This is a genomic window from Bradyrhizobium sp. A11, from assembly GCF_042077125.1.
In the GTDB taxonomy this organism is placed as follows: Bacteria; Pseudomonadota; Alphaproteobacteria; order Rhizobiales; family Xanthobacteraceae; genus Bradyrhizobium; species Bradyrhizobium japonicum_B.
This window is the reverse complement of the sequence record NZ_CP149509.1, coordinates 2,924,578-2,943,093: the sequence shown is the minus strand read 5'-3', so window position 1 is coordinate 2,943,093 and position 18,516 is coordinate 2,924,578. Positions and strand designations below refer to the sequence as shown.

Sequence of the window (18,516 nt, the reverse complement as noted above, 5' to 3'; positions counted from 1 at the left end):
CCACGGCATCTCCGCCCGTTTGCAGCGATAGATCGGTCGGATGGACCACACGCCGATACCTCCCCTGCCCCAACGGTCAAAATCTCACGCGCGTCAGCGGGCTTGATCACGCGCCCTAGTTGCGCTTGGATGCACGCTTTATGGTCTGGGGGGACCGCAATGCGTGTTTTAGGAATTTTGGCGCTTTGTGCGCTGCTTGGGGGTTGTGTCACCGGTGGAGACACCGTCGCGTTCCGCGCTTCGAGTCCCCAGCAACAGACGCTGATGCGCGACGGACAGCCTGCCTTGGTATCACGGCTAAAGAGCTCGCTGGTTCTAGTCCGGCCCGCAGCTCGTCAGCTCCAGGTCAACGGCAGGCCGGTGTTCGTCGTCGGCATCAACAATCTCGGCCGGCAGCCAGTTGACTTTCGCGTCGGCCAGGTGGAGGCCGCGCAGCACGTGGCGGGCTCCGACTTCGAGATGAAGGTCGTCACCTATGAGATGCTGGTCCGGGAGGAAAAGAACCGCCAGGTAGCCGCCGCCCTGCTTACCGGCGTCGCCGCCGGCGCAAACTCCTACAGCGCCTCGCGGGCCGGCTACGGCCATTACACAACGCCGAGCGGCCGTACCGGGACCTTCTATAGCCCGACCGCGGCCGTGATCGCGCAGGGCAACGCAGCCGCCCAGAACGACGCGATGATTGCCAACACCGTCGAGGTAGGCCAGCGCAACATGGCGGCTCTCGAACAGTCGGTCATCAAGGACAACACACTAATGCCTGGCGAGTGGTACGGGGGGCAGCTCCACCTGGCACCGCCAACTGACACTGGAAGCGGCGGCCAGAAGACTTACACGATCATAATCACCGTCGGCCCCGATCGCCACGTCGTCGAGGTCGCTCAAGGGCCGGCCGGCGCATGATCACCGACTTCATCGCGCTGGACGTCGAGACAGCTAACGCGGATCTCGCCAGCATCTGCTCAATTGGCCTTGTGCATTTCAAGGGTGGAGAGCACTTCAAGAGCCTCACCATTCTCGTTGACCCTGAGGATGAATTTGATCCGGTCAACATCAGCATTCACGGCATCCGTCCCGAACACGTAGTCGGCAAGCCAACCATGGCAAAAGTGTTTCCTGTTGTCGGCGCGGCGCTGCAGGACACGGCAATCGTGCATCACAGCCCGTTCGATCGAACGGCACTATGGCGTGCAGCAGAGAAGTACGGCACCAACGGCTTGCCGTGCGTGTGGCTTGACAATCTTCAGGTGGCGCGGAGAACATGGGATCGCTTCAAACTCGACGGCGGCTATGGCCTTGCAAATCTGGCCCAAGCCTTCCGTTACGAATTCCGCCACCACGACGCAGCGGAGGACGCCCGCATAGCCGGCCTTCTGCTTCTTAAGGCGATTGCGGATGGCGGCGTCACGCTTCAGCAGTGGATCGACAATCTCGGCTACGCCTCTCAATCGCCCGGAGTGCCACCGAAGAGAATGAAACCGGTCGCCTATCCGAAGATTGCGCGCAAGGGCGATGGCGACGGTCCACTTCTCGGTGAGACCATAACGTTCACTGGCCGGCTCAGCATGTCACGCGATATGGCGGCGACTCAAGCCGCCATTGCCGGCGCCGACGTCGCAGACAGCGTTAGCAAGCGAACGACGGTCTTGGTGGTCGGAGACCAGGATCTGCGATTTACAAACGGCGAAGAGAAAAGCACGAAGCATCGCAGGGCCGAAGAGCTGATCGCAAAAGGTTTCAGCATCAAGATCGTAGGCGAGAGCGATTTCCTAGCCATGACTGCGAGCTAACCTCCTTTCGGCGACATGCCATTGAGCGACAAGCCTTTGAGTTCGTCCGCTCTCTTCAGGCGCAGATTCGCTCCCGTCAAGTCAGTCGGCATTGAAGCTGCCCAGGCAGGGTTGGAACAACCGGAGACCGGTCGCGGGCTCAACGTTGGGCCCCAAATAGAAGCAAAATTCCGAGCTGTGATTGCTGCCCGCACTCTTGTAGGCCGCGCAGCCGTGAACGAAGAACGTGCGTCCGCCATTTAAGACCGCCTCGTCGGCGATCATCCCGCCTTCCTGCGCGAGGTCGGCACGTACCGATTTGCCCGGGTAAAGTGAGGGGTAACCGTTCCTCGGCGCTTTGTCAGTGCATGCGTTGACTGCCGAACCACGGAACGGGCCGGTTCGTTGTTGCTGGGCAGCTTCGGCTGGGGAGAAAGGCATGGTGATGCCACCGCCGGCAGAGGTGAGCACATCGAAGGCGGGTTCTGTGCCGGTATTCTCCAAGGTGATCAGGACGCGTGGAGTCTTGCCCACCTGTAGCGGCTCGGCCAGTTCAGCTCTAATTGGAGCAATCCACCCACGAGTACCTGGTTTATAATTTAGCCACAGGCCGAAAATCGAAATCAGCGTTGGGACGGCAAATATGGCGAGTGCGAGCCACCTTGGCCAAGCGGCGACTTCGCTCCACCACGACTGTTTCGCTTTTGTCGCCAGCGACGGCGAAGATGGCGGGCTGCTTTCAACAACAGCCGCCTTATTTCTCCTTGGTTGTTTGCTGCGTCCCATGCGCGCCAACGTACCGTCGCGTGGCTAAGGCCGTCCACTCCCTTCAGGTCAGCGAACAACGCCGGCAGCGTCGTCCTTGCTGGGGACCAGCCAATCGACCGCGAGCAGCCAAGCTTCGACGACGAGAAAAGCAACTGGACCGCCGATCGAACCGAAGAAGACGATGGAAAAGGTTAGGAGCAAGACCGCGCAAAAGACGTCGGCGAGCACTTTAGCGATGCGCTCGCCGCGGTCCTGGTCAGATGTGAAGTAAGGCATTCTGGGACCTCCTCGAAGCGCTCGACCCTAGCTTTCCGCTTGAGAGCCGTCCACTCCCTTCAAGGGACTGGTGTCACTCATGGGGAATTTTTGGGGTGCGCCAGTAGCCGACGAGGGCGCGCCACTCGAAGATCACAACGACCACTGCAATCATGCTAGTGCCGAGAAGGGACATGAGCAAAATCATTCCCAACATCGAATCATCCTCGATCGAGCGGAAGCCCTTAAGTATCAAAGTGGACAAATGTTTCTAGCGCTATTCTGGAGGCTGAAGGCCGGGAGATGTGATCCAGTCGGAAAGATGCGCTCCCGTTTCGGCAATTCGAGCCTTCCTAAGGATAGCCTCGCGCTCCGCTATCCTGTGAGCGTCCCGCCAGAAGACGTCACGGTCCCAACCATGCCACGCTACACACGGATAGGCGACGACGACGATGCCCGAACCGCCGGTATCGTCGTTCGTAGCGGCGCCGCTGGAGCCTGCCCGTACCGCTGCCTGTATTCGCCGAGCCGTTGCCGCCAAGCGTCGGGCCATCCGCAGCGACACCAAGAATGGCTTCAATACAGCGTCCAGGTGACCACATTGATTGACCCACTGAGCGCGCCTTTGTTGTTGATGGTGTTGGTCGAGCCGTTCGACATCAGCGTCGACACGTGGGTTAGGTTCGACGCGGCGCCGGCTTCGATCTTGATGAGATCGGTTACTCCTGTCCCGCCAAAGCTATTACTGACTGTGATGATGCCGGCATTGATCGAAGGGGTAAAAATGTCTATCCCGGTCGGCACGCCCTCGACGTGGAAGTCCGTGATGTGCATCAGGCCACCGTCGATTCTCATGGCGACAGACCCCGCGCTAGAAGCGCCCTGCATGACAAGGCGCCGGACGGGTGACAAGAGCGCGCCGTAATTGAAGTAAGCTCCAGGGCTGTTCGACGCGCAGCCGCCGCAATTCCCGGAGAAGACGATCTCCATGTCCTCGTACACAAACAGCGAGGCGCCACCCATGCCCACTTCGAAGATGGTCCCCGAGCGATTGCCTGCAACAATTTTTAACCCGCGAACGCCCCCGGTGTGCTGGACGCTGTTGGTGTAGACCATGGCGTTGCCGGTGACGCCACTGGTGCCAGCGTAACTGCTATTAATGAAAGTCGAGAATTTCGTCGCGTTGGTGTTCGAGCTGAAGAGCTGGAGCTCTTCGAGGCGGGCAGCAAACGTGGCGACCTGGCCATAGCCTACGGTGACATTGTTGTAGCTGGCGCTCGTCGCCACCTGCGAGATGGAGAGCCATCCCTTTGTCGATGTCACGCAATTGCCGCCCGCCGGGCCTAGCAGTGCCTCCGTGTCTGAAAGACCGGTCGCTGCGTTGATGCCAGTCAAGGTGAACGTGGTCGTGTTGTTGTTGTCGCCGGAGCAAATCTGAGGGCCGCGCGAGCCAAGTGTATAAGCAACGCCGCTCCGCACGCGCGACCCGTTGAGCGTGAGATTGCCGGCACCGCCACCGGATTGGACCAGGGCAATGTCGTTCTGCTGGAACTGCTCGCCCAGGATGAACATGTGCTGGGCCGCAGGGAAGCCCGTTGTCATTTGGAAGGTCGACGCGAGAGCCCCGCCGCCGCGGACAGTCACGCCCTCAGGGACAATGACGGTCGTCGAGATCATCGATATGCCGGGCGGCACGCGAACGATTCGGCCGAACGCACCCGTAACCGTCACAGCGCCGGCCGGAGGGCTCAGACCCGCGCAATAGAGCGCGCTTTGAACCGCAGTAGTATCATCAGTCGAAGCGTCGACCTTCGCTCCGAACTGTTTGATGTTCCAATCGGCAGGTTCCGCGATATCCCACCAATTGGAGCCCGCATCCTGAAATGCAGCGGTATTAGTGAAGTTGGCGCAGAATGGCTGTGATCCAACCTTGGCAAGAGTTGCCTCGCCCCCATCGCCGGCGCTGGTATAACCCAGCACTCGAATGACGCTGAACGCCGACAGATCCTGCGTGGCCGCGAAGGCGCGCGATGACAGCACGTTGCTGGATAGCGTCGACCCAGTGACATCCAAACTGCCGATCTGCGTTGAGATTGCGCCCGTTGCGCCATCAAGCGAGCTGATGCCGGACACGGACGACGCGCCAATCGCCTGCGCGGTCCATTTGGACGAACCGTCCGACACCAGCATGACGGCGCCGTTGGCCGTGCTGATGGTGACGCTGGCGCCGCCATTGATCGTATCGCCGCCCGCGCGCGCGATGACGAGCGTGTTGCTGCCGGTGACTGTGCCGGCGAAATCGGCGACGATCAGCGCATGCCCGGCATTGACGGCATTGGCCGCCGGCAACGTCCAGGTCCGCGAGGCCGTAAAGCTGGCGTTGGTGCCGACGACGCGATCCGACGTCACGATCGCATAGGCGGAATCGCCATGGCCGGTAAACTTGTCGACCTGGAGATTGCTGCGGGCGCCGGCGGCCGTCTCAGCGCCGGTGCCGCCCTTGGCGACGGACAGCGGCGAACTGCCTGGACTGACCTGAGCGAACAAAGGCGAGGCAATGGCGCTGGCGAGGATTGACAGCAGGACGAGGAGGAAGGTGGTAGCTGTAGAAGGCTTGCGCGCGAAGCGTGACATCTTTGAGCGTCTCGTCGAGAGAGGCCCCGATCAGGGAGGCCGCTGAGAGACGTTCACGCCGATGTCCAAAGGCGGGGCTTGTTACGGAAAGCCCGATCCGCAACGCTCTTGAGGCGAGCGCAGCCTTGTCATTCACAAGGTAGAGATTCCGCTTGTAGCAGGTTCTTGAACTTTTCTTCGTCCATTCCGGCAATCTTCCGTAGGGTCTGCGCGACCGCATACCAGCGGCCGTTCTGAGTCTTCAACTCGCGCACCTCTTGGCGCGTGGATTTCAGTTCACGCTTCAGGCCGACAATGGCTCTCTCGTGGTCGCTCACTATTGGATCATCCAAGCAGCGCCGACGCGTCGAAAGGCATACGTCCCGTAGTTTCCATCGATGGTGACCTCGCCCGCGTCGATCGCGCCCGAGATCGTCAGGACGTGCTTCTGCGCGGTTCCGCTGCAATCCTTGACGATGACGACCGACGAATGCGCCGATGTTGCGCGGCCGAAAATGACCCGCGTCGTTTCCGGCTTCCGTTTGTTGATCAAGATGACCTGATCGCCAGGTTGAACGTGAACGTCGCCAGGCCCAACGACGTTTCGATACTCGCGCGTCGACTGAAAATCTGTTGAGGCACATCGCCGTCCCTCATTGGCGCGAGATGTCCCACAGGTCAGCAGAACGATCAGAAAACATGTTATGAGCTTCATGTTCTTTGTCCTCGATCTTAGCCGCGGTCCAGCATCGACACCGGCTTCATTCCAAGCCCACCGCCCGTAACAGTCCGGCCGCCAGCGCATTTGACTGCGCCCGAACCGATTGCCTGCCGATGGGCGATATAGGCTTCGACGTCGTCGAACTCCGACTGCAACGCTGGGGACGCACGCCACTCCGCACGCGAGTTTTAAGTTAACTCAGTCTCGCCCTTCTCTCGCCATCGCCCACAACACGCGGACGAGGAGAAGACTCGTTCGCGCTGGAGAACACTATTCAGTGGAGCAACACAGGCAAAACGCAAATCTCCGGAAATCAATTTCCGGAATCAGCAGCGGCCAAAGCGCCAATTGGCACTTTGAAATCAATTCCGCGGAGTCAGCCCGCCAGAACGGCCACGAAGGGACTTTAGGGCAGTTTCGACATTCCGGACTTTGGCGCGAGCATTTGTGAGCAACATCTTATCGGTGGTACCCAGCTTCTCCAATCGAGCCAGCTCCGTCTTTGCCGCGGCGAGCTCGGCTTCTTTGTGCTTGACGAGTGCAACCGGCGAAGCGGCAGCGCTTTGTCGGTATACTTTCAGGCGATTCTCCAGGTCTCGAATGGTATCGCGGGTGTCACTCAGCAGCCGCTTTTGATCCGGCGGCGTAGTGGCCAGAATTTGGTTCAATCTGGCGAGCTCCGCTTTCGCTTCGGCTTCATTCCTTAGTGCAACCTTCATCTTCGCTCATCCTTTGCAGATGGTAGGGTTGATAGCGAGGCGGGGCTCGTCAACTCCCCGCCTCGCTTTCCTTCGAGCATCACCACGAAGGGCGGACACCATGAATGGACTCAATCCGCTCTATGCAAGCTAAGGAAGAGTGGCGCGCATCGAAAACGCAAATCTCCGGAATTCAATTTCCGGAATCTTTAGGTCCTCCGGAGTCCGCCAGTGATTCCGGGATGCAACACACGTATGCCTCTGCGCTTGGCTGGCTTGAGAGACACCGCCGGCTTGGTCATCGGGGCAGCCGGCGCACTGAACAGGTCCGGCTCAATCGGAACCTCGGTACGCCAGACCGCAGCTGCGCGTGCCGACCAATGCGCAGGCGACCAGCCATCCATTTTCTCGAGCCACGCGAGAGCACGACATCCGACGACGATATCAAGCGCCTCGTTCGCGCGGCCCGGCATCTTTCGCCACTCTCGCAAGTCGCCAGGCTTCTCCATCAAGGCTCGGCGGGCTTTGCCCTTCGCCTGGGCCTTGGGATCGAACAGGATCTCGGCGGTGAGCTGCTTTGTGTAGTCCTCGCCGACCCAGTCCGGCAGATGCAACGTTCCGCCGCCATACCGACCGTCATTGTCAGGACCGCCAATCAGATTCCGCAGACCGTGATACACAGTCGACTTCAGGCCGAACGTTCCAATGAAATGCAGGCGCACCACGCGTCCCTGGACTTTTCGGCCGAGCGCCGTCTTCAATGGGACCTTCCGAACAACACATGGCAGCGCGTCTTTGGCTCGCAGGCCAGAGGCGCCCTTGCAGGCCTTTAGATTGTGACGGCCCAGCGCTCGCTGGTAGATCAGCGGAGAGACATATCCGGTGTCGATGCCCCATGACGAGACTTCGATCCGCGCACCATTGGTCGCGGGGTAGGTTGCGCCGAGCAACATGTCGACCTCGCGCCAGGCTTCATCCGTTTCGGCCGGATGCGGGATCACGCCGCAGTCAACCAACCAGCCCTGTCTTTCTGGACCCCACCCCCATACGCCCCACTCCAGTCGGTCACCCTGAACATCGATGAAGCCGGTGAGGAGACATGCCGGCCAGACAACCGTCCCGCGGGGCCACTCTTTTCGCGCCGCCAACAGCTTGTCCCAATCGGGCGCGTCGGTCGTGGGATCATAGGGCTCGCCAAGATCCTGCTGACAGAAGGTTTTCCATTTCAGCGGATTGCCCCTCGCAGACTCACCGCGCTCCCAAATATCGTCCCAGCGCTCGAAATTCGAATACGCCGACCACCAGGAATAGCTCGGCTGCCATTCCCGGCAGCGCCCTTCGCATGGTGGGCAGTACCACTTGTCGATTTCGCCGGCCTTGATGACGGTCGGCACGGGCTCGGATTCCTCATGCACACGCGTGGCGATCCAACGTGCCTTGTCCAGCATTTCAGAACGATGGGCCTGGTCGATCAGCGAGCCGCACGATGCACAGGCAAAAGTGACACGATGCTTAGTGCTCTCGCTCGGCGGCTGCATCCGATCGAACTCGAGCTGTTGGTAGTCTCCGCAATGCGGACACGGCAGAAAGGGCTTACGCCGATCGCCGGCGTCATACATCTCGGAAATGCGACAATCGCCCACCATGCCGGGCGTGGACGATCGGTAGGTCTTGGCGAGATCGCTCCACGATTTTTGCCGCGCCTCAGCCTGAGTGATCGGCGAGCCGCGGCCATCGGTATCGATCGGATATTCGCTGATCTCGTCCATCGCAAGAAACCGGATCGATATGCCCTGCAGCCCCTTCGACGACGACGCCGTAACGATCTGAGCAAAACCTCCGTTGAACCGCTTAAACGATGTTGTCGAAGCGGCTTCGTCACGGCTGTTATCCGGCCTGACGCGATGCTGGATCCGCGGCGAGGCGTCGATCGTCGGTTGCAGCTTCACGCGGTTGAATTTCACCGCTTCGTCAAGCGAAGGCAGCACGATCAGCATAGGGCCAGGCGCCCGGTCGACGATGAAGCCGAACCAATTGACGATGATCTCGGTCTTGACAATCTGCGCCGAGCCCATGTTCGTGACGGTGCGCGCGGGATGGTCCGGATGCAGGCAGTCCATGATTTCGCGAGCCAGCGGCACGCGAGACGTGAGCCACTTACCAGGGAAACGCGACCCGGATTCGGCACTAACGACGCGGTGCCTGTCGGCCCATTCCGACACCGTCAATTCGTCCTCGGGCGTCGCCGCCTCGGCGAGCAACGAGGCGAGCAGCTGCCGCCCGTCGACCATAGAGGCGAAGGTTTCGCGGAGCTGCGCGGCCGTGAGGGACATTAGGAATGCTCCGCAGGCTTGGAACTAGCTGACTCTGACGCGCCGGCCGTCACACCGAGCGAGTATGAGCGCATGCGCTCGCAGAACGCCTCAAAGCCCTTCGCGACCATTTTGCGAAGCGCCGGCCTGATCAGCCGCGGTTCGCTGGCGACAGCATGTCCAATTTGCTCGGCAGCGTCGTTCACAGCGGCATCGAGCGCGGCGCGCAGCTCTGCAATCGCGACCTGCGCCGCCTCGGCGACCTCGCTGCGAAGCGTGATCTTTCCTTCGCGTTCGGCCAGGTCCAGCTCCCGGAGCCGGGCATCAGCGTCCAGCTTTCGGGCCTGTGAGTCCGACTTCGTGACGGCCTTAGCGAGTGGCTTGGCGTCGAGCCTGATGTTCTCTGCGCGATGAAGCTTGAGCTTTTCATAGTCGACGACCGTCTCGCGGCCGAGCTTCGCCGGACTGAGCGCAACGGCCCAGCGGCTCACATAGCGAGACAAGGTCGAACGATCGATGGGATCGCCGTCGGCGGTCAACAGCGTTGCCGCCTCGGTGATGCTGACTAGACCCGTGCTATCGTGCGCCGAAACGTTCATGTGCGTGTACCGCTTTCAAAACCGTCCAACTAGAGAAATATCGGGGTGCGAACTACTCGCGAGGCGCTCAAACGCCAGAGGGACCCGCGACTCCATCCACCCGCTCCAGCATTTGTGAAACGATGTTTGCGGCCACCTGACAGGCGGCCGTCGCGCCTCTGGCATCGCCGCTCAGAAGACGTTCCTTGCAATCAGCGATGGCACTTAACAGGCGATCTCCGTGCAGTGCCCATGCGACCTCTGCGGCGCCCTGGGATCGGCTGTCGGTAGAGGCCATGATCTGCTTCAACGCATTCCCGATTGCAGCGAAGATGGCCCGGCGTTTCTCACGCTCGACCTTGGCAACCTCGAGATCGATGGTCTCTAGCTCATCGAGCGCACCGTCGAAGACCATCGGAACGACCTGCAGGAACTCCGAGGGCTGCCTCCGCGAGGCAATGAGCGCTGCGGCACCCCGGACTGACAAATCGGCAACGTTGCCGATTTGACCGTCCAGAAGGTCGCGGTTCTTTGCCAGGCTCATGTAGAGCCGAGCCGTGCGGTCCGAGATTGCGCAATGATCGCGAAGCCAGGGCAACCATTCACCGTGCCGCAGAAGGACTTTCGCCTCGTTAAGCAGCTGGCCGGCAGCGATGGCGTGATTTAGACCACGCCTAACCGCCTCAGCAGCCGCTTCATGCTCGTGTCGGATTGTGGCCGCCAATTCTCTCAGTCGGGCTGGCGCGACACTCAGATCACCACCGACTTCGCCGACTACGTTCATCGTGTTGGGCCCCCGTGTGTGTTTGAAAATGCTGCGATGGATCGAAAATGCCGCAACTTGCGAGATTTTGCGCATCACGGGGGCTGGGACGATCGCGCCTGAAGAGCAGCTTCCATCAAGGTGCCATCGTCGAGCTGATGGCGACGTTCGAGCGCCGTTAGACGATCTCGCTGCGCGTCGCTGAGTTCACCAAGGATCAACCAACCCTCTGGCCCTAACCTCCGCGCAATGCGGTTTTGGGTGACTTCTGTCGCCTCATGGCTAGCCCGAAAAGCCTGCAGTCTCGCCCCAGCATCGCTCGTCGTTTGCGCGCTTGAAGGTTCTCTTGAAGGTTCTAATGAAGGTTTAGGCCGCACAGCTATGCGGCCTGGTTTTCGTTCTGGTTGCGGCCCGGCCAGGCCGCATTCTGCTCCCCGCACGCCGACGGCAGCCGAGCCTTCAACGCCGGCATCTCCGGACGAGCGGACGTCAAATGACCGGACTTTCTCAAGGGGCCGATCGGCAGCCGTGATGACGCAGCCGCCGCCCGATTTCTGGCGGTCGCTGAACGCCTTGGCTGGACCTTGAGAGAATTGAGGCGAACGCGATGGCGCCCCAGCGCCGCGTTCAGGGTTTCGCTGCGCATGATCGGCCACATGTTTCGACCGGGCCGCAGGTTGCGGCCTGGTCGTTTGAACAGTGATCGCGAGCTGATAGACGAAGGTTTGCCACTGCCCTCGCCGCTTAGGAGGCCGCGTCACGGTCAACAAACCCGCCTCTCTAAGTTTTTTTGTGTGCCGTTGGATCGTGTCCAGAGACATCTCCACGTCTTCGGCCAAGCGCTCTTGAGAGGGCCAGCAGATACCGTGTTCGTCGGCGTAGTTCGCCAACGCGAGGAGAACGAGCTTGCGCGCGGGCTGACCGACCCTCTGTTGCAAGGCCCACGCAGTTGCCTGCCAGCTCATTGGGCGCGGGCCTCCGCGCTGCGCAGGACCGCCTCATAGGCCGCCCGGCGACCACGGAATTCGCCTAAGGGACTGTCGTCAGCAGCGAACGCAGCGTAGGCCGTCGCCGAGATCCTCGAATAGCGCCCGAGCCGGCCCCGGCCGTCATAAACCGAATGCTCCAATGGATCGAACGCGGCCCCGCAAGAGGCGCCAATGCCCCCCACACTCCGGCCGCTCATGACGACCACCCGCAGAACACGCGGAGAACGCCGTTCGGGACTATTTCGGGACCTTCCGTTCCGAAATGCGCGGTTCGACGCCCTTCCGTTCTCAAATCGCGATCAGCGATCGGAACAGGCCGGAACGCAAGTGATTGATTTCCTAGAGAGTATTTGGTCGGAGCGAGAGGATTTGAACCTCCGACCCCTAGTCTCCCAGACTAGTGCGCTAACCGGGCTGCGCCACGCTCCGAACGTCGTTCCATTAGCTAGGATCGGCGTGATGCGCAAGGCGAGGCCGCAGCATTTTGCCGGTCCGGCCCCACAGGACCGGAACTGGCCGCAAGCGGTCGGTCCGAAGACCGCCCTATCCGTCCTTCAGCGCCTGATCCAGCATCTCCCGACAGGCGACGAGGTCGGCGAGCGCGCGGCCGAGGCGCTCCCGGTCCAGCGCGCTGGGGCCGGTGGGCGCGGCGGGGGTGCCGCCCTTGCGGAAGGTGGTGAGGATCTCCTCGTCGTCGACCTCGGTGAAGCGGAAGTCGATGCCTTCCTCTTCGTCGCCCTGGTAGTCGTCGTCGTCGGTGTCGGTGACGCCCTTGATCGGCGCCTCCTCGTCCTCGGGCTCCATCAGGCTGGCGCCGATGGCGTCCTCGATGGCGCCGAACGAGACCGCGGCGGCGCTGTCGGCGAGGCCCTGCACCGACTTGACGCCGTGCTCCTTCAGGATCCGCTGCACGCCGCGGATGGTGTAGCCCTCGCCGTAGAGCAGGCGGCGGATGCCCTTGAGCAGGTCGACGTCGTCAGGGCGGTAATAGCGGCGCCCGCCGCTGCGCTTCATCGGCTTGATCTGCGAGAAGCGGGTCTCCCAGAACCGCAGCACGTGCTGCGGGATGTCGAGCTCCTGGGCTACTTCGCTGATGGTTCGGAACGCATCCGGCGCCTTGTCCAAATGCCAGTCCTTTCCGGGAAGGCGGTTACGCCTCTTGCTGAGCCTTACTGGTGGTGGTGGCGTCGCCGTTGGTGCGGTGCTGGGCGTTGATCCGCTGCTTCAGGATCGCCGACGGCTTGAACACCATGACCCGGCGCGGCGAGATCGGCACCTCGGTGCCGGTCTTCGGATTGCGGCCGATGCGCTGACCCTTCTTGCGCACCATGAACGACCCGAACGAGGACAATTTCACCGTCTCGCCCTTCTCCAGGCAGTCGGTGATCTCCTTCAGCACCAGTTCCACGAAAGCGGACGATTCCGTGCGCGACAGGCCCACCTTCTGGTAGACGGCTTCGCACAGGTCGACTCGCGTTACGGTTTTACTTTGATCGGTCATCGCCCTGCCCCACCTCACGGCGAACAATTGTTGTCTGAAATTATGAGCTTACGATACGGCGGTCAACAGCGCTCATCAATGCAGGCGCATCGATAATCGCGGCTGATTCCGGCAAAATCTTATTGAGTGTGGCTCTACCAGCGCACCAGCGCGGAGCCCCAGGTGAAGCCGCCGCCCATCGCTTCCAGCAGCACCATGTCGCCTTTCTTGATGCGGCCGTCCTTGCGCGCCACCGACAGCGCCAGCGGGATCGAGGCGGCCGAGGTGTTGCCGTGACGGTCCACCGTCAGCACCACCTTCTCCGGCGCGATATGGAGCTTGTGGGCGGAGGCGTCGATGATTCGCTTGTTGGCCTGATGCGGCACGAACCAGTCGATGCTGTCGGCATTGAGCCCGGTCGCCTGGAAGGCATCGACGATGACGTCGGTTATCATGCCGACCGCGTGCTTGAAGACCTCGCGGCCCTCCATGCGCAGATGGCCGACGGTCTGGGTCGAGGACGGCCCGCCGTCGACGAAAAGCTTGGCCTTGTGGCGGCCGTCGGAGCGCAGATGCGTGGTGACGACGCCGCGGTCGGTGGCGGCATTGCCCGGCTGCTCCTGCGCCTCCAGCACGACCGCGCCGGCACCGTCGCCGAACAGCACGCAGGTGCCGCGGTCGTTCCAGTCGAGGATGCGCGAGAAGGTCTCGGCGCCGATCACCAGCGCGCGCTTGAAGGCGCCGGTGCGCAGGAAGTTGTCGGCGGTGGCGAGCGCGAACACGAAGCCCGAGCAGACCGCCTGGAGGTCGAAGGCCGCGCCGTGGTTGATGCCGAGCGCGTTCTGCACGGCGACGGCGGTGGCGGGAAAGGTGTTGTCCGGCGTCGAGGTCGCCAGCACGATGAGGTCGATCGACTGCGCATTCATGCCGGCGTCGCTGAGCGCGGCCTGCGCCGCCTTGATCGCCAGGTGCGAGGTGAACTCGCCCTCCGCCGCGATGTGCCGCTCGCGAATGCCGGTGCGCTGCACGATCCACTCGTCGGAGGTGTCGATGCGCGCCGCCAATTGGGCGTTGGTCACCACCTGCTCCGGCAGATAGGAGCCGCAGCCGAGCACGACCGAACGAATTTGAGTCACGAAACAGCCTCCTGCGCGGCCTGCACCGAATTGAGTGCACCACCCTCGCGGTTGAGCATCTGATTGATCTTGTTCAGGAGATCGTAGTGAGCCATCTCATAGCCAACATCGATCGCATAGGCAAAGCCTTCGGCGCTGGTTCCGCCATGGCTTTTGACAACCAGTCCGTTCAGACCCAGGAACACGCCGCCATTGGACTTGTTCGGGTCCATCTTGTCACGCAGGGCCTGGAAGGCGCTGCGGGCAAAGAGATAGCCGAGCTTGGACATCCAGCTCCGCTTCATCTCGTCGCGGAGTAATTCAGCCATCTGCCTGGCGGTTCCCTCGGCGGCCTTGAGCGCGATGTTGCCGCTGAAACCTTCGGTGACGATGACGTCGGCCAGCCCCTTGCCGATGCCGTCGCCCTCGACGAAGCCGATATAGTCGAGCTCCGGCAGGTTCCTGGCCCGCAGGATCTCCCCGGCCTCGCGGATTTCCTCGTGCCCCTTGATCTCCTCGGTCCCGATATTGAGCAGCCCCACCGTGGGCCGCTTCTTGTCGAACAGCACGCTCGCCATCGCGGCGCCCATCAGTGCCAGCGCGACCAGATGGTGCGCGTCGCCGCCGATGGTGGCGCCGAGGTCGAGCACGGCGGACTCGCCGCGCCTGGTCGGCCAGATCCCCGTAATCGCCGGGCGATCGATCCCCTTCAGCGTGCGCAGGTGGAAGCGCGACATCGCCATCAGCGCGCCGGTATTGCCGGCGGAGACCGCGACATCGGCCTCGCCCTTCTTCACCGCGTCGATGGCAAGCCACATCGAGGACGTCTTGCGGCCGCGGCGCAGCGCCTGGCTCGGCTTGTCCGAACCGCTGACGGCCACGTCGGTGTGGATGATCCTGGAGGCGGCCTTGAGCTCGGGGTGCCGGTCGAGTTCGGGCTCGATCCTGGCGCGGTCCCCGACCAGCAGGAACTCGGTGCCGCGATGCCTGCCAAGCGAGATGGCCGCGCCCGGAATGACCACGGCGGCGCCGCCGTCGCCCCCCATGGCGTCAAGCGCAATGCGAACCTTGCTTGGCATAAAAGTCCTGGAAAACCTGGTCTGGTGCGGTCCTGAACGAGCGGGGCCGCGGAATGGGTTCGCCACGGACGTGGCGACCGGTCAGGCGCTACGCAGCGCCCCGACCGGGGCGCGACAATAGCGTTTTGTTATCCCGAAACAACCTCTTGCCCCCAGCCTTTTGCTTTCAGGGCGATCCGGCTGGGAAAGCCCGCAACTTGCAAGAAATCCATTGAAATCAGCCGGATAAAGGATTCTTTGAAACCATCCGGGCAAAGGCCTCGCGTGCCTTCGCAGGGTGATCCGACGCGGAAGGACCCGGCTATCGGCCTTTCTTCTTGTCCTGGAGCGCCTTCAACGCTGCGAACGGATGGTCCTCCGGATCGAGGGCGGTGACATCAGCCTCGAATACGGCCCCCTCCTTGCGCGGATAGGGATCGATGGCGAGGAACAGGACGTCGGTGGCGACCCGGCCGAGATCGATGATGCCACCCACGATCGCCTCCGGCGGATCGGCGACCTCAGGCGCCGCGTCGTCCTGGCCCTCCTCGATCAGGTCGGCGAGGCGCCGCGCCTCGGCCTCGGGGGCGAACATCAGGTCCACCTCCTCCTCGATCTCGCTCTCGATCGGGTCCAGCGTGACCACGCAGGTCTGCCCGACCCTGGCCCGGACGGTGCCGGTCACCTGAACCCGGCCGCCGCTCCTGGGCACCACGTCAAGGTCGGCGCTGGCGGACAGGACCTCCCGCACCCCGCCGACCTCGGCGATGGCCTGCCGCTCGCCGGCCGAGGCCTCGAGCTTGCGGTGCAGGCCGGTGTCGGGGATCTGGGCAACGATGACGGGGGCCCGCCAAGGATCGGGCTGGGATCCGGTCGCTGGTCGGCTCATGGCGTGACATCCTCGGGAAGCGCTGGAGGAAACCGGAAGGAGGCCTGCAGCAGCGCAGCCTCGTCGGCCCGGCCGAGAGCGGCCTCACTGGCCCGGGCATAGGCCGCGAGCCGCTCCGCCTGGTCCAAGCCGGTCCCGTTCAAGATATTCTTGCAGATCGCCTCCGCCAGGGCCTTGCCGCCGGCCTCGATGGCCTGGTCATAGGCCTGGACGCGGCCGTAAAAGGCCTCGCCGAAGGCCCGCATCCGCTTCGGCACGGTCTGGTCGCCCACCCCCATCTCGCGCAGATTGTCGTCCATATCCTCGCAGAAGCGGTCGAACAGCGCCTGCGACAACGCGCTGGCGCCTTGAGCCGTGCGCAGGCGCCGCAGCAAAAGCCACAGATGCAGCAGCAACAGGTCGAAACGCCCGTTAACCGTATCGGGCACGGCCAAGTCGCGGTAAAATATGGGTTCTCGCGCCTGCGTCACGATCATGCCATAGATGGCTTCAATGGTGTCCGGCGGGGTTCGCCGGGGTTTCCTGAAGTGATTGAACGGCCAAAGCATTGTGGTTTCCGCAAGCGGGCGCGCGCGAGTTGCATTCAGACGCCCAGCCCGGTACTTCAGCGCCTCGCGCGACGCAAGGGGACGGAATCAGTTCCGCTATGACGACAACGAACCAGACCAGCCTGCGCGCGAACACGCGGCGCGGCCTCCATGCACGCTGGCGCGCCTTGCGCATGCTCGCCGCCGCGACCCTGGTCGGCGCCGCGCTCGCCGGCTGCACCGGCGAGCAGTTCCAGAAGGGTTACATCCTGCCGCCCGGCGCGCTGGAGCAGATTCCGATCGGCGCGAGCCAGGACCAGGTGCTGATCGTGATGGGCACGCCCTCCACCGTCGCCACGCTCGACGGCGAAGTCTTCTACTACATCTCGCAGCGCTCGGAGCGCATGGTCGCCTTTATGAACCAGAAGGTGGTCGACCAGCGCGTGATCGCGGTCTATTTCGACAAGAACCGGCGCGTGCGGCGGCTGGCGAATTACGGCCTGCAGGACGGCAAGATCTTCGACTTCATCAGCCGCACCACGCCGACGTCGGGTCAGGAGATGAGCTACCTCACGCCGCTGTTCAAGCTGCTCAGCTTCAACTGAGTCGCGAAAGCGTTTTCGAGCGACGTCGGGGACCGGCTCGCCTCACGACAACGCAGCAGAGCTGCAAGACAAGTGTCTGGAGCGCCTTCCAATTCCGCCGCAAGGTAAATGGCGCTCGCCTGCGGCGTCGTGCCGCCCTCCGTGCGCCACTTGCGCTCGCGCGCGGCTTGCCGTCGCATCTGCGGTTCCCTAGGCTCCCTGCAAAGAAAGAAGCAGGGAGTAGATTCGTGCCTAAGACTTTTTCCCGACGTCGCGTGCTTACCGCTGCTGCCGGCCTTTCGGCCGCAGCGATCCTGCCGCGATCGAGCCTTGCGGACTGGAAGCCGACCGAGACCGTCCGTCTGGTCGTGCCGGCCGCAGCCGGCGGCTCGACCGACGTGATGGGCCGGCTTCTGGCCGCACATCTGCAAAACGCGTGGGGCCAGTCGGCCGTCGTGGAAAACCGCTCCGGCGGCGGCGGCACCATCGGCACGGCCGAGGTGGTCCGCGCCAAGCCTGACGGCCACACCATCCTGGTCGGCAATCCGGGCCCGAACGCGATCGCCTACAGCATCTTCAAGAATCTCTCCTACAAGCCGGACCAGCTTCAGCCGGTCTCCAACATGATCCGGATTCCGAACATCGTGTCGGCGCATCCGAAGACCGGCATCAAGTCGATCCCCGAGCTGATCGCCTATCTCAAGGCCAATCCGGACAAGCTCAGCTACGCCTCCTCCGGCGTCGGCCAGAGCCCTCACCTCACCGGCGCCTGGTTTCTCCAGCTCACCGGCCTGAAGATGACGCACATCCCGTTCCGCGGCGCCGGCCCGGCGCTCCAGGCCGCGCTTGCCGGCGACATCCAGATCCTGTTTGACAATCTCTATCCGAGCCTGCCGCAGGTGCAGAACGGCACGCTCAACGGCCTCTGCGTCACCACGACCGAGCGCAGCGAGCTCGCGCCGAACCTGCCGACCATGCGCGAGAGCGCGCCGGAGCTGGCGAACTTCGACGTGTCCTCCTGGTTCTGCGTCTTCCTGCCGAAGGGCGTCTCGCCGGAGGTGCTGAACGCGCTCAATCTCCAGATCAAGGCGATGCTCGAGCGCGACGACGTCAAGAAGCAGATCGCCGCCATGGGCGCCCGCGCCGACTACGGCACGCCGCAGCAATTTGCCGCCTTCGTGGACGCCGAGACCAAGAAGTTCGCCGGCATCATCCAGAAGGAAGGGCTGCAGATGGACGTGCAGTAGCTCTCGCGTCCCGGACGCGGTGCAGCGTGCAACGCTGCGCCGGGACCAGAGCCTCGAGTGTGGACCCCGGATCTGCAGCGCATCACTTCGTGCTGCGCAGCGACCGGGGAGCGCGGTTAGAGCGAAGTTTCATAATCAAAAACCCCGCGGCTC

The 18,516-nt window shown here is 62.6% G+C and carries 21 protein-coding genes and 1 tRNA gene; 4 read left to right on the top strand and 18 right to left on the bottom strand.

All coding sequences use genetic code 11. The features are described 5' to 3' along the window. Positions 1 to 159 precede the first annotated feature (159 nt). Both WI560_RS13560 and WI560_RS13555 read left to right on the top strand, forming a co-directional pair. A complete protein-coding gene (locus tag WI560_RS13560) occupies positions 160 to 900 on the top strand; it encodes a hypothetical protein (protein ID WP_375308403.1) in 741 nt (246 codons plus the stop codon). Then, the gene (locus WI560_RS13555; RefSeq protein ID WP_375308402.1) at positions 897 to 1,787 is read left to right on the top strand and encodes an exonuclease domain-containing protein; all 891 of its coding nucleotides are present in this window, start codon (positions 897 to 899) and stop codon (positions 1,785 to 1,787) included. Before WI560_RS13560 ends, WI560_RS13555 begins: the two co-directional genes overlap by 4 nt. A gap of 81 nt (positions 1,788 to 1,868) precedes the next feature. On the opposite strand, the gene WI560_RS13550 is transcribed toward WI560_RS13555, so the two are convergent. From WI560_RS13550 to WI560_RS13465, 18 genes are all read right to left on the bottom strand, one after another. Then, positions 1,869 to 2,552: a hypothetical protein gene (locus WI560_RS13550; RefSeq protein WP_375308401.1), complete on the bottom strand. Its 684-nt coding sequence runs from the start codon at positions 2,550 to 2,552 to the stop codon at positions 1,869 to 1,871. A gap of 48 nt (positions 2,553 to 2,600) precedes the next feature. Beyond that, complete coding sequence (locus tag WI560_RS13545; RefSeq protein ID WP_375308400.1) at positions 2,601 to 2,810, bottom strand: hypothetical protein; 210 nt, start codon at positions 2,808 to 2,810, stop codon at positions 2,601 to 2,603. A gap of 73 nt (positions 2,811 to 2,883) precedes the next feature. Further along, complete coding sequence (locus WI560_RS13540; RefSeq protein ID WP_285807215.1) at positions 2,884 to 3,006, bottom strand: hypothetical protein; 123 nt, start codon at positions 3,004 to 3,006, stop codon at positions 2,884 to 2,886. A 359-nt stretch (positions 3,007 to 3,365) separates the two neighbouring features. Then, on the bottom strand, positions 3,366 to 5,423 hold the full coding sequence (locus tag WI560_RS13535) for a glycosyl hydrolase family 28-related protein (protein WP_375308399.1): 2,058 nt from the start codon (positions 5,421 to 5,423) through the stop codon (positions 3,366 to 3,368). Positions 5,424 to 5,551: 128 nt separating this feature from the next. Beyond that, on the bottom strand, positions 5,552 to 5,740 hold the full coding sequence (locus tag WI560_RS13530) for a hypothetical protein (RefSeq protein ID WP_375308398.1): 189 nt from the start codon (positions 5,738 to 5,740) through the stop codon (positions 5,552 to 5,554). Next, positions 5,740 to 6,117, bottom strand: coding sequence for a hypothetical protein (locus WI560_RS13525; RefSeq protein WP_375308397.1), 378 nt, complete (start codon positions 6,115 to 6,117; stop codon positions 5,740 to 5,742). Before WI560_RS13525 ends, WI560_RS13530 begins: the two co-directional genes overlap by 1 nt. 368 nt (positions 6,118 to 6,485) lie before the next feature. Continuing rightward, positions 6,486 to 6,842 (bottom strand): hypothetical protein, encoded by a 357-nt coding sequence (locus WI560_RS13520; protein WP_375308396.1) that lies wholly within the window; start codon positions 6,840 to 6,842, stop codon positions 6,486 to 6,488. A gap of 188 nt (positions 6,843 to 7,030) precedes the next feature. Further along, on the bottom strand, positions 7,031 to 9,154 hold the full coding sequence (locus WI560_RS13515; RefSeq protein WP_375308395.1) for a phage terminase large subunit family protein: 2,124 nt from the start codon (positions 9,152 to 9,154) through the stop codon (positions 7,031 to 7,033). Next, positions 9,154 to 9,732 (bottom strand): hypothetical protein, encoded by a 579-nt coding sequence (locus tag WI560_RS13510; protein ID WP_375308394.1) that lies wholly within the window; start codon positions 9,730 to 9,732, stop codon positions 9,154 to 9,156. The genes WI560_RS13515 and WI560_RS13510 overlap by 1 nt, the downstream gene beginning before the upstream one ends. Before the next feature lie 67 nt (positions 9,733 to 9,799). Next, positions 9,800 to 10,495: a DUF3102 domain-containing protein gene (locus WI560_RS13505; RefSeq protein WP_375308393.1), complete on the bottom strand. Its 696-nt coding sequence runs from the start codon at positions 10,493 to 10,495 to the stop codon at positions 9,800 to 9,802. A 74-nt stretch (positions 10,496 to 10,569) separates the two neighbouring features. Next, complete coding sequence (locus WI560_RS13500; RefSeq protein WP_375308392.1) at positions 10,570 to 11,439, bottom strand: helix-turn-helix domain-containing protein; 870 nt, start codon at positions 11,437 to 11,439, stop codon at positions 10,570 to 10,572. 375 nt (positions 11,440 to 11,814) lie between these two features. After that, positions 11,815 to 11,892 (bottom strand) — tRNA-Pro (locus WI560_RS13495). A 114-nt stretch (positions 11,893 to 12,006) separates the two neighbouring features. Further along, positions 12,007 to 12,588, bottom strand: a complete 582-nt coding sequence (locus WI560_RS13490) for a MerR family transcriptional regulator (protein WP_257195043.1) — start codon at positions 12,586 to 12,588, stop codon at positions 12,007 to 12,009. A gap of 25 nt (positions 12,589 to 12,613) precedes the next feature. After that, a complete protein-coding gene (locus WI560_RS13485; RefSeq protein WP_375308391.1) occupies positions 12,614 to 12,964 on the bottom strand; it encodes an integration host factor subunit alpha in 351 nt (116 codons plus the stop codon). A 134-nt stretch (positions 12,965 to 13,098) separates the two neighbouring features. Continuing rightward, positions 13,099 to 14,079 carry a beta-ketoacyl-ACP synthase III gene (locus WI560_RS13480; RefSeq protein WP_375308390.1) on the bottom strand — a complete coding sequence of 327 codons (981 nt, stop codon included), beginning with the start codon at positions 14,077 to 14,079 and terminating at the stop codon, positions 13,099 to 13,101. Further along, positions 14,076 to 15,137, bottom strand: coding sequence for a phosphate acyltransferase PlsX (plsX, locus tag WI560_RS13475; RefSeq protein ID WP_375308389.1), 1,062 nt, complete (start codon positions 15,135 to 15,137; stop codon positions 14,076 to 14,078). The genes WI560_RS13480 and plsX overlap by 4 nt, the downstream gene beginning before the upstream one ends. 301 nt (positions 15,138 to 15,438) lie before the next feature. Then, positions 15,439 to 16,005, bottom strand: coding sequence for a DUF177 domain-containing protein (locus WI560_RS13470; RefSeq protein ID WP_375308388.1), 567 nt, complete (start codon positions 16,003 to 16,005; stop codon positions 15,439 to 15,441). Beyond that, complete coding sequence (locus WI560_RS13465) at positions 16,002 to 16,553, bottom strand: ubiquinol-cytochrome C chaperone family protein (RefSeq protein ID WP_375308387.1); 552 nt, start codon at positions 16,551 to 16,553, stop codon at positions 16,002 to 16,004. The genes WI560_RS13470 and WI560_RS13465 overlap by 4 nt, the downstream gene beginning before the upstream one ends. A 98-nt stretch (positions 16,554 to 16,651) precedes the next feature. On the opposite strand from WI560_RS13465, the gene WI560_RS13460 reads away from it, so the two are divergent. Both WI560_RS13460 and WI560_RS13455 read left to right on the top strand, forming a co-directional pair. Next, on the top strand, positions 16,652 to 17,137 hold the full coding sequence (locus WI560_RS13460; RefSeq protein ID WP_375308386.1) for an outer membrane protein assembly factor BamE: 486 nt from the start codon (positions 16,652 to 16,654) through the stop codon (positions 17,135 to 17,137). 227 nt (positions 17,138 to 17,364) lie between these two features. Then, positions 17,365 to 18,363, top strand: a complete 999-nt coding sequence (locus tag WI560_RS13455) for a tripartite tricarboxylate transporter substrate binding protein (RefSeq protein ID WP_028135997.1) — start codon at positions 17,365 to 17,367, stop codon at positions 18,361 to 18,363. Positions 18,364 to 18,516 lie beyond the last annotated feature (153 nt).

Coding starts and splice junctions, on each gene's coding strand:
- WI560_RS13485 (WP_375308391.1), bottom strand. CDS start 12,964: ATGACCGATCAAAGTAAAACCGTAACGCGAGTCGACCTGTGCGAAGCC.
- WI560_RS13465 (WP_375308387.1), bottom strand. CDS start 16,553: ATGCTTTGGCCGTTCAATCACTTCAGGAAACCCCGGCGAACCCCGCCG.
- WI560_RS13555 (WP_375308402.1), top strand. CDS start 897: ATGATCACCGACTTCATCGCGCTGGACGTCGAGACAGCTAACGCGGAT.
- WI560_RS13510 (WP_375308394.1), bottom strand. CDS start 9,732: ATGAACGTTTCGGCGCACGATAGCACGGGTCTAGTCAGCATCACCGAG.
- WI560_RS13470 (WP_375308388.1), bottom strand. CDS start 16,005: ATGAGCCGACCAGCGACCGGATCCCAGCCCGATCCTTGGCGGGCCCCC.
- WI560_RS13505 (WP_375308393.1), bottom strand. CDS start 10,495: ATGAACGTAGTCGGCGAAGTCGGTGGTGATCTGAGTGTCGCGCCAGCC.
- WI560_RS13460 (WP_375308386.1), top strand. CDS start 16,652: ATGACGACAACGAACCAGACCAGCCTGCGCGCGAACACGCGGCGCGGC.
- WI560_RS13550 (WP_375308401.1), bottom strand. CDS start 2,552: ATGGGACGCAGCAAACAACCAAGGAGAAATAAGGCGGCTGTTGTTGAA.
- WI560_RS13545 (WP_375308400.1), bottom strand. CDS start 2,810: ATGCCTTACTTCACATCTGACCAGGACCGCGGCGAGCGCATCGCTAAA.
- WI560_RS13520 (WP_375308396.1), bottom strand. CDS start 6,842: ATGAAGGTTGCACTAAGGAATGAAGCCGAAGCGAAAGCGGAGCTCGCC.
- WI560_RS13540 (WP_285807215.1), bottom strand. CDS start 3,006: ATGTTGGGAATGATTTTGCTCATGTCCCTTCTCGGCACTAGCATGATT.
- WI560_RS13535 (WP_375308399.1), bottom strand. CDS start 5,423: ATGTCACGCTTCGCGCGCAAGCCTTCTACAGCTACCACCTTCCTCCTC.
- WI560_RS13500 (WP_375308392.1), bottom strand. CDS start 11,439: ATGAGCTGGCAGGCAACTGCGTGGGCCTTGCAACAGAGGGTCGGTCAG.
- plsX (WP_375308389.1), bottom strand. CDS start 15,137: ATGCCAAGCAAGGTTCGCATTGCGCTTGACGCCATGGGGGGCGACGGC.
- WI560_RS13525 (WP_375308397.1), bottom strand. CDS start 6,117: ATGAAGCTCATAACATGTTTTCTGATCGTTCTGCTGACCTGTGGGACA.
- WI560_RS13560 (WP_375308403.1), top strand. CDS start 160: ATGCGTGTTTTAGGAATTTTGGCGCTTTGTGCGCTGCTTGGGGGTTGT.
- WI560_RS13515 (WP_375308395.1), bottom strand. CDS start 9,154: ATGTCCCTCACGGCCGCGCAGCTCCGCGAAACCTTCGCCTCTATGGTC.